The sequence below is a fragment of the Neglectibacter sp. X4 genome, assembly GCF_009917365.1.
Lineage (GTDB): Bacteria > Bacillota > Clostridia > Oscillospirales > Acutalibacteraceae > Acutalibacter.
Window position 1 is genome coordinate 1 of the sequence record NZ_QWLE01000077.1, and the last position, 8,213, is coordinate 8,213.

11 protein-coding genes and 4 pseudogenes are annotated in these 8,213 nt (G+C 45.0%); 1 reads left to right on the forward strand and 14 read right to left on the reverse strand.

Annotated elements, in window-relative coordinates; translation table 11 throughout:
• Positions 1–177: 177 nt before the first annotated feature.
• The 10 genes and pseudogenes from D1841_RS15560 to D1841_RS15605 form a co-directional block, all read right to left on the reverse strand.
• A pseudogene (locus tag D1841_RS15560) lies at positions 178–384 on the reverse strand (hypothetical protein); the annotation flags it as partial.
• A complete protein-coding gene (locus D1841_RS15565) occupies positions 377–742 on the reverse strand; it encodes a PrgI family protein (protein ID WP_161880123.1) in 366 nt (121 codons plus the stop codon). The pseudogene D1841_RS15560 and the gene D1841_RS15565, both read right to left, overlap by 8 nt.
• Before the next feature lie 77 nt (positions 743–819).
• Positions 820–1,137, reverse strand: a complete 318-nt coding sequence (locus D1841_RS15570; protein ID WP_160644536.1) for a type II toxin-antitoxin system RelE/ParE family toxin — start codon at positions 1,135–1,137, stop codon at positions 820–822.
• A gap of 3 nt (positions 1,138–1,140) precedes the next feature.
• Entirely contained in the window at positions 1,141–1,407 is a 267-nt protein-coding gene (locus D1841_RS15575) for a type II toxin-antitoxin system prevent-host-death family antitoxin (protein ID WP_160644544.1), read from the reverse strand.
• Positions 1,408–1,505: 98 nt separating this feature from the next.
• Positions 1,506–2,126, reverse strand: a pseudogene (locus D1841_RS15580) (hypothetical protein); the annotation flags it as partial.
• A 58-nt stretch (positions 2,127–2,184) separates the two neighbouring features.
• Entirely contained in the window at positions 2,185–2,661 is a 477-nt protein-coding gene (locus tag D1841_RS15585; RefSeq protein WP_160644534.1) for an RNA polymerase sigma factor, read from the reverse strand.
• 81 nt (positions 2,662–2,742) lie between these two features.
• On the reverse strand, positions 2,743–3,171 hold the full coding sequence (locus D1841_RS15590) for a sigma-70 family RNA polymerase sigma factor (RefSeq protein WP_160644532.1): 429 nt from the start codon (positions 3,169–3,171) through the stop codon (positions 2,743–2,745).
• A 415-nt stretch (positions 3,172–3,586) separates the two neighbouring features.
• Positions 3,587–4,078 (reverse strand): hypothetical protein, encoded by a 492-nt coding sequence (locus D1841_RS15595; protein ID WP_160644529.1) that lies wholly within the window; start codon positions 4,076–4,078, stop codon positions 3,587–3,589.
• Positions 4,079–4,228: 150 nt separating this feature from the next.
• Positions 4,229–5,593 carry an ATP-binding protein gene (locus D1841_RS15600; RefSeq protein ID WP_160644526.1) on the reverse strand — a complete coding sequence of 455 codons (1,365 nt, stop codon included), beginning with the start codon at positions 5,591–5,593 and terminating at the stop codon, positions 4,229–4,231.
• Positions 5,577–6,248 carry a response regulator transcription factor gene (locus tag D1841_RS15605; protein WP_160644524.1) on the reverse strand — a complete coding sequence of 224 codons (672 nt, stop codon included), beginning with the start codon at positions 6,246–6,248 and terminating at the stop codon, positions 5,577–5,579. Before D1841_RS15605 ends, D1841_RS15600 begins: the two co-directional genes overlap by 17 nt.
• A 215-nt stretch (positions 6,249–6,463) precedes the next feature.
• On the opposite strand from D1841_RS15605, the pseudogene D1841_RS15610 reads away from it, so the two are divergent.
• A pseudogene (locus D1841_RS15610) lies at positions 6,464–6,646 on the forward strand (helix-turn-helix domain-containing protein); the annotation flags it as partial.
• A 37-nt stretch (positions 6,647–6,683) separates the two neighbouring features.
• Here D1841_RS15610 and D1841_RS15615 read toward each other — a convergent pair.
• The 4 genes and pseudogenes from D1841_RS15615 to D1841_RS15625 all read right to left on the reverse strand — a co-directional run.
• A pseudogene (locus D1841_RS15615) lies at positions 6,684–6,944 on the reverse strand (TraM recognition domain-containing protein); the annotation flags it as partial.
• A gap of 1 nt (position 6,945) precedes the next feature.
• Entirely contained in the window at positions 6,946–7,113 is a 168-nt protein-coding gene (locus D1841_RS19350) for a hypothetical protein (protein ID WP_237076427.1), read from the reverse strand.
• Positions 7,114–7,200: 87 nt separating this feature from the next.
• On the reverse strand, positions 7,201–7,680 hold the full coding sequence (locus D1841_RS19355) for a hypothetical protein (protein WP_237076426.1): 480 nt from the start codon (positions 7,678–7,680) through the stop codon (positions 7,201–7,203).
• On the reverse strand, positions 7,677–7,844 hold the full coding sequence (locus D1841_RS15625; RefSeq protein WP_237076425.1) for a hypothetical protein: 168 nt from the start codon (positions 7,842–7,844) through the stop codon (positions 7,677–7,679). Before D1841_RS15625 ends, D1841_RS19355 begins: the two co-directional genes overlap by 4 nt.
• Positions 7,845–8,213 lie beyond the last annotated feature (369 nt).

Consider the following 8,213-nt stretch of genomic DNA (forward strand, 5'->3'; position numbering starts at 1 on the left):
TTATCGCCGCGGTACACGTCCGTTGTATCGCTATTTGGGCTGCTATCCGTACTTAATTCGTGTAGACACTATCTAGATAGTGTCTACACAAGGTAGAGGAATTGTGATAGAATGGAAGCATCAAAAAAACAGGAGAGGAAAAGATGGATGCTTCTTATCACAGACACGACATAAGCGATCAAGGAACATCGCTTCCTTATCCTCACGGCTTGCTACGGCGTAGTTTATATCCGAAAACTTAAAGGTCTTGGAAAACTTGTCCCTGCCCACCTGAAAGATACCGTCATCATAAATAGCGGCAATAGGGATCACATCCTGAACGCCCTTCGGCACAACAAACTTTTCCTTGTCCTGTTTGAATAAATTGGTAAGCGTTTTAATCATTTGATTTCAAAACCTCCTTCTGCTTCTTTTCCATACCCGGCTTCATCAGCTCCAAGTAGGTGTTTGTGGAATGAAACACGAGCTTCTTCGGCATAAGAAACTCCGATTTTATCCACGCATAGATGAATTTCTCAGCGGTCATTCCGTTGTATTTGATAAAGCCAAGAGCCGCAAAGGGGGCGGCTCCCAAAATGCACATCCACGACACGGTTTCCGTACCGACATAGGGTTTCAGCAGGAAATATAATCCTACCGCCACCGCACAAGCACAGACAGAAAAAATGAACTGTCTGAGTGACAGTCCGAAAAACATCGCTTCCGTGTAGTTTCTGATTTCACGGTTAATTTTTACTTCCATTAAAAGCTCCTTTCTATTGGCATAAAAAAATCGCCACCCTTTTCAGATGACGATTTCCTGTCCCAATTATTCTGTTGTTATTTGACAAGCCAACTGTAGTCCTTACGACAGTCGAGGATATAATCCACATATACTTTGTCGTCCTGTATTTGGTAGAGGACAAGATACCATTTTTCAACAAACATCTTGTGATACTTGTTTGGCGTGATATACAATTCCTCGAAAAATGGGAATCGCTGTGGCATATGGGAAAGAGAACGCATGGCAACCATGATTTCTTTCTTTTTTGCTGTCGCTGCCTCCTTACTGACCTGTGCCATAAATCGGATATGCGTTCCCAGCATTCTTTTAGCCCTGTCGGAAACGATAACCTTATACTTTCTGTTATCTGCCATACGCTATACCTCTTCAATTACTTCATCGAGATAAGCGTCCAACTCGTCAAGGGTGCAGCCGTTTCTTCCTGCAAGCCTGTCTTCTTCGACAGCAAGCAGTTCCTCACGGAGCTTGAGCATTTTCTCACGCCTGTTATAGGTTTCAATATCCATAACAACCAAATCCCCTTCACCATTCTTGGTAAGGAAAATAGGCTCTGCGGTTTTTCTGCACATTTCGGCAATTTCATTGTAGTTCTGGCGGATTGCTGCGGATGGACGGATGTTCATAACGATACCTCCTCGTAATTTTATATCCATAGCAATATTCCATCTATATTATACCCATTTCATACAACAAAGTCAACCATACCACAAAAAATTTACAATTACAATCCCATCATCTCCCGGATAATCCTGTCGCTCATTTTCACGCTACCGACAAGCACAAGCATATTAAAGAGCAGTTCTCCGATATACGCCCACACCTGTGTTACCGCCGCAGCGTCAGGATTGACAACGGGCGGAGAAGCGGCAAATAGTGAAAAGATGATACACGCCAAAACAATGACAGCGCCCTCCAAGCAGACAGCGCAGTAGCTCTTTATGAATGACTTGCCCACATTCTGGCTCGGCTCTCCGGCAAAGGTGGAAAGGGGAACGGGAGCAAGGGCAGTATACATATATAACTTGAAAAATCTGCCGTACACCGTCATAATCAGGATAAAGGACATTATGGTAATAAACAGACCGCCGATCAGCGTAACCGCCCATAAGGGGATACTCTCAAAGAAGCCGCAGCTTTCAATGGTATCCACCATCTCCTGCGGCAAGGTAGTATGCTGTGCCGAGGAAAATCCGGCGGCGGTCATAATCGTAGAAATTACTCCCTGCACAATATTGAACAGGGCAAGCATTAACTCCATACCGTAGGTTATCGCTCCCTTTGCAAGAGCGAAACGGATAAACAGCTTTAAGGTGTGTTCCGGTTTTTTTACCTCTGTATAATTCCATTAGAGAACATTTAACAGATACCCCCATATCCAGAGATATAAGGGTATCTCAATTTCATCCGGCCCGATACTTTTCTATCTCTGCCTTTATCTTTTCTCTGGCCCGAATAACCGAGTGTCTGATTGATTGCGGTCTACAATGCTCTATCTCCGCAATCTGGCGGTAGTTGAAGTCATATTCATGGTAGAGAAGAAAACGTCGCCGCTGGATTTCAGGGAGTGCGGCAATCGCTTTGGTAAGTAGTTCCTGCTGTTCTGCGTCAAAAATCAATTCCTCAACACTTTTGGGCACTCGGAACGCCCGGTTATAAAGCGTTTCATCCCACACGTCTGACGCTTCTTGGTGCCGCCAATTGGATTGTTGGAGGTTACGGTTTTTGCGCTCCATTTGACGAAATTCTACAAAGAACGGCTCGGATACCTCCAAATCATAAAATTCACCTTGACCATCTGTAAAGCTGATAAAGTACAATGTTTCGCCATCGCTACGCACTTCCGTCCGAAGTGTGTAGACCTTATCCATGAACGTCATTTGTCCGTCCTCCTACGAAAAAGCTGGGTGAGAGGACTTGACCTCTCACCCAGCAGCCCGTGGGGACTTGCGATTTTGGAGTTACCCTTGAAATTTCTTCAATTTCTTTTTCAGTACAGCTATCCGCTTATAAATGGCATCTGTGGACAGATGGACGAGCACAGCGATCTCATTGGTGGAGTACCCATTCATTTTCAGCACAGAGATTTGCAAGGTGAGCTTGTCCACTGTCAGCAGGGTTTTGAGCAGTTCCGCGTTTTCAATATCATTCAGCAGATCTTCCACCGTATAAATCTCGGTTGATATTTTGCTCCCGGCAACGCTATCAAGATATGTACCTGTATCCTGCAACTTTTCAAAAAAGCGCCTGTCCGAATTGAACATAGCCCTGTCCCAAAGACGAAGCTGTTCAATCGTGCTTTCATCCATACCGCAGTTCCGAAGAACCTTTTCTTCAGCCAGTTTCCAACGCTGCCATTTTCGTTCTTCTTTGCCATGATTGTATGACATGACCGTTTCCTCCCATCTGTTTTTTTGAAATTCAGATGGGAGGGAGGGCTGCGGCAGCGGGGCCAGACTACACAATTCAGCAATAGAAATACGCCTGCTCGGGAAATACGAGCAAGCGCATCGGAATTAAAAGTATTATTCAGATGATTAGACAGTTCATACTTGTGGCTGGAATACACCCCGGAAAAGACTGGGCTTTTTTTGATGTTTTAGCTGCGGATATCCCTTGTAGATATATAACGTAGTTCACGGCAGTTGGCCCCTTCAACCGCCATTACTATCAAGAGATTTTCGGAACAATAGAAAACGGCGGCTTCGATTTCTCAAAGCCGCCGTGGTTTGGGTATGCGGATATAGCTGCTTACACGACGGCTTTTTTTCTTTTGCCGTCGTGCGGCAGATAACTTCATATTTGCTAAATGATTGCTGTTCTCATGTTACGGCAGTTCGGGCCTTTCCTCTGTATGGTCAAAGTGAAAGAGTATTCCAGCCGCGCTTTATCCCCTGTATAAGAGGATGTTACTTCTCCATTGTAACTTCGTGTTTTCCAATCGTCGCCAGCCAGCGGTAGGATATAAAACAGAAACTCGGCATCTTCATCGGTATCTTTCAACTCCTGCAAGGCGGTGTCTTTGGGAAGCTGCTCAAACAAATCAGTGTATTCTTTTGTGTCTGTCGCAGCCCCAACCTTGTCCCGAAACTCGGCTACGGTCATTTCCTCGTAGCCTTCAAATCGGAGGGACAGCAGTTTTTCATGTTCCCCGCTGGTAAAGGTGCTGTCCGACGGGAGGGTATCTTTTGCGCTGACGGGTATGCCGGGGGTCGGGGTGTTTCCCTGTTCTCCGCAACCTGCCAGCGCACCCATGATAAGCAGAGCGGCGAGAACGAGTAATAGGTATTTTTTCATTATCAAATGCTCCTTTCTGTTACCCTTTCCGGGTACAGCTTTATCATACCGGCCCAGCTTGAATTGAGTTTGTATTGAATATGTTTTTTATGTGGAGATAGAGAAAGGGCGGCAAGCCTTTCGCTCACCGCCCTTTGGGATCAGATATTTCTAAAATTGTACCGACACCATCACACCCTGCGCTGTGTTTTCGATTTTGATTGCCGCCCCATGCAGATCAAGAATTGTTTTGACGATGTATAAGCCCAAGCCTGTGCCGCCCGTCTGCCGGTTTCTTGACTGATCGACTCGATAAAACGCCTCAAACAATTTTGGAATGTCCTCGTCAGGGATATGTACCCCTGTATTCTCAATCGTCAAATGCGCTTTTTCATCGGCCCGACATACTTTAACCGTTATGTATTCCCCCGCTGGAGAGTATGCGGCGGCGTTCCCCAAAAGGTTGTCCACCACCTTTTGAAGAAGCTGCAAATCGCCTGAAATGCTGACCTCCGAGGATATGTCTTTTTCAACCGTCAATTCATGTTGCATAAACAAATCTTCATTTGCTGCCAGACGGTCTTTGATCAGTTTGTCAAAGTGAATGTGCGAGGGATTGAACGCATACCTCGGCGTGTCCAACCGTGATATTGTCAAAAGCTCCTGCACCATTCTCTCTAAGTTATCCGTAACTTCCAGAGATTGTGCAAGATAGGTTTCCCTGTCCTTATAGCGTCCCACCTGATAGAGCATACCTTGTAGCTGGCCTTTGATAATAGTAATAGGTGTTTTTAGTTCGTGAGAAGCCGCCGAAAAAAACTCTACCCGCTGGCGTTCAAGCTGTCGCTCCATATCAATATCAGCTTGCAGCTTCTGATTTGCACTCTGTAGCTCCGATAAGGCGGACGATAGTTTTCTCGACAGGTCATTTAAGCTGTCAGCGAGAACACCTATTTCGTCTGTGCGCCGGACAGTACATAGGCCGTTGAAATCCAATGCTGCCATTTGTTTTGATATTCTACTGATTTTTTTAATGGGTGTTGTCATGTAAATGGTATAGAAAAAGGCTGCGATGATGGAAACAACAATAATCACAACGCTCAAAACAGGAATTGCTTTTTGAAGTGCCTCCACCACCTGACTTTCCTTTTCTGTATTTTTAGAAAAGAATACTATATATTCCTCTGTGCTGTCCGTAAAGGTTAGTCGGCACCATTGTGATGTATCATTATTGTTAAATTGCTTGAGTTCTTCGTTGTTGCTTTGAAAAAGGTGGAAAACAAACTCATCATCATTTTTTTCAACAATCTGATTACAATAATCCTCTATGACAGATAATGCTTCCTCTTTTGTAAAGCGGGAAATGTCCTCAACGAAATAAGGCAGTTCCTCATCTATCGTAGAAAAATCATGCGTATATATGTATGGAGCAAATTGGGTTATGCAGAAATATGTTATAGAACAGCAGACTGCCATTAGGACGGCAGTCATCAAAAAAACTTTTGCAGACAGACTACTTCTAATCTTCCTTATCAACTCTATATCCCACCCCTCTAATTGTTTCTATGTAGTCAGCGGTGCCGAGCTTTTTCCGCAGATTTTTGATGTGTGTGTCAATAATCCGTTCTTCTCCGAAAAATTCATATTTCCAAAGAGTTTGTAAGAGATTTTGCCGCGTTAAAATCCGGCCTTGGTGCATGATTAGCTCCCGCAATATCTCAAACTCGCGGGGCGTGAGGTCGATATTTTCTTGCTTTGTATATACCCTGTACCCCTCTAAATCCAAAGTGAGGTCTTTGTATGTGATTGTGTGCGGTTCGTCTGACTGTTTTGCAGATCGACGCAGGACGGCGGCGATTTTCCGTAGCAAGACGGGCATGGAAAACGGCTTTGTGATATAATCGTCCGCCTGCATATCCAACCTCTTAATCTGATTTTCCTCTCCATCCAATGCGGTAAGCATGATGATAGGCACATCTGACTTTTGCCGGATAACCTCGCATACACCGTAACCGTCAATTTTGGGCAGCATAATGTCAAGCAGTATCAGATCAAAAGGCTGCTCGGAATACTTTGCAAGTGCTTCAACACCGTCAGACGCTAATACAACGCTGTGGCCTGCTTCCTCAATGAAGTCGTGTAGCAATGCCTGTATGGATAAATCGTCCTCCACAATTAAGATTTTGCTCATGGCGCACCTCCTGCCTGTAGAGTATAACAGGGAAATGTGAATCTATTGTGTAGTTTTAATTCTTTTCATTTTCACATCAAGATTATATACGGACAACTGAATTGCTTCAAGACTTCTTTGCCCCGTGATATGAACTATTAAAGTCAATGAATAGAATTTTGTAGACATATCCAAACCAGGAGATGAACAATAGAATGTAACAGGGTGATATGAATATGGCAAAAAGGCCTGTACCACGATATGATTTCAAAGCGTTTGGGGCGGCAATCAAAGCGGCGCGGCTGGAACGTAAAGAGAGCCGGAAAAAGGTATGTGACGAGATGTACTTATCCCCGCGCTATCTTGCCAACATTGAGAACAAAGGCCAGCACCCAAGTCCGCAAATCTTTTTCGAGTTAGGCCGTCTGCCACTCGGACAGGCTCTTTTGATTGCCCATAGCGGTTATCAAGCATACGCACTTCGTCCGGCGTTAAAAGCTCACGACCGGAAATCTGATAGTTTGTTGAGTAGTTCCCGCTCCGCCCTGACGATTTTCCAAAGGTGTTGGCGTCAATCGTTTCTTTGCCAAGCAGTTCGGACACATATTTGTGCGTACTCTGCTCGTTGCCTCCGAGATAGAGAAATTCGTCACAGTTGCCCACAATGCTTTCCCATTGCTTCTCAAACAAGGCTTTTAGCTGTGCCAAGTTTGCCATTTCAGTATTCCTCCACATCTAACAGCCGGTACGGGTTGTCGAGGTAATCCCCTCCGATATAGCTAAGCTGCTTCATGCGGATCGCCAATGCAGTTTTGGAACACCCCAACAACTCCGTCATTCCTACAAACCGGTCGTACTCTTCCTTAGCGAAAACCTTATTGAGCATCCGTATTCCTCCCTGCACATCGAACAGGCGCATGGCTTGTTCGACAAGACCTTTCGGAAGGAGCATAACAGAGGCGAGGGCGTTGCTCTACCATTCTTCCCAATCCTCTATGGGTTTTCTTCGGACAGTATTCGCTTTACAGAAGTGAATCGGTCTCTCATGCAGCTTTGCGCCGTAATCCTGCGGGAAGAGCATTTTCAAGACCTGATGGCTTGTCTCGTGCATGATGGTAAAGTTCCTCCGCCCGTTTTGCTCCACACACTCCCGCAGATCACTTTCAATCAAAACCGTTTTTCCATCGAGGAAGTAAACCTCTCCAGAATCATCGCACCCCGGCAATTCTATCCCTATCTCCTCATAAGAGGTCATTCCAAGTATAGAGCCATCAAAGGAAAGGTGCTGATAGTCGATTTTCAGACCTAACAGGCTCTCTGCGAGAATCTCAGGATATATCCGATATACCGGCTGATTTGCTACCTCCGGCAGCTTCATGCATGCTCGGATAACCCGATTTGCGATAGCCTCAATGTCTTTTCGGGATAACCTTTTCAATTTTTCCTCCTTCACCCAAACTTCGCTTCCACAAACCATCGCCCGTTCTGCTCATCAAAAAGGTGCGTCTCGCTTCGACCAATTCTTATGGTGTAGCGAATACCACGACCGCCAACTTCTGAAGCAGCCCTGCGGACTTGAAGCACTCTGTCGATCTCGTACTCTTCCTCATCTGCCATTCGTATTGCTTTCCGCAGGCAAGAACCGTCCGGCTTGTGTTCGGCGTTTACTGCGACAATGGTTGGGGGCAGTGTTAAGTTGTGAAAAACAGAAAAAAGTGCCTAAGAGCGCATACTTCACAAGGTGAAGTATTATACTCATCAGGCACTTTGTAACTCGGATACTGTGTTCGTTCTACGACGAACCTGATACTATGTTAAGTAGTATAACAGATTCCAAGTCAGAACGCAAGTGAAAAGTGCAAATTTACTAATACGGTTTTGATATCTGTTTTACTGTTTCAGGAAAAGAAATTTAGGGAATAGACTGGAAAAAAAGCCTGGCCTGTGGTATAATGGCTTTGAAAGAAAGGATAATCTCGAATTATC

What these genes read in the sequence shown, in the direction of transcription:
- D1841_RS15625 (WP_237076425.1), bottom strand. Translation starts at nt 7,844, where the DNA reads ATGGCAGATGAGGAAGAGTACGAGATCGACAGAGTGCTTCAAGTCCGC.
- D1841_RS15570 (WP_160644536.1), bottom strand. Translation starts at nt 1,137, where the DNA reads ATGGCAGATAACAGAAAGTATAAGGTTATCGTTTCCGACAGGGCTAAA.
- D1841_RS15575 (WP_160644544.1), bottom strand. Translation starts at nt 1,407, where the DNA reads ATGAACATCCGTCCATCCGCAGCAATCCGCCAGAACTACAATGAAATT.
- D1841_RS15595 (WP_160644529.1), bottom strand. Translation starts at nt 4,078, where the DNA reads ATGAAAAAATACCTATTACTCGTTCTCGCCGCTCTGCTTATCATGGGT.
- D1841_RS19350 (WP_237076427.1), bottom strand. Translation starts at nt 7,113, where the DNA reads ATGCTCAATAAGGTTTTCGCTAAGGAAGAGTACGACCGGTTTGTAGGA.
- D1841_RS15590 (WP_160644532.1), bottom strand. Translation starts at nt 3,171, where the DNA reads ATGTCATACAATCATGGCAAAGAAGAACGAAAATGGCAGCGTTGGAAA.
- D1841_RS15605 (WP_160644524.1), bottom strand. Translation starts at nt 6,248, where the DNA reads ATGAGCAAAATCTTAATTGTGGAGGACGATTTATCCATACAGGCATTG.
- D1841_RS15585 (WP_160644534.1), bottom strand. Translation starts at nt 2,661, where the DNA reads ATGACGTTCATGGATAAGGTCTACACACTTCGGACGGAAGTGCGTAGC.
- D1841_RS15565 (WP_161880123.1), bottom strand. Translation starts at nt 742, where the DNA reads ATGGAAGTAAAAATTAACCGTGAAATCAGAAACTACACGGAAGCGATG.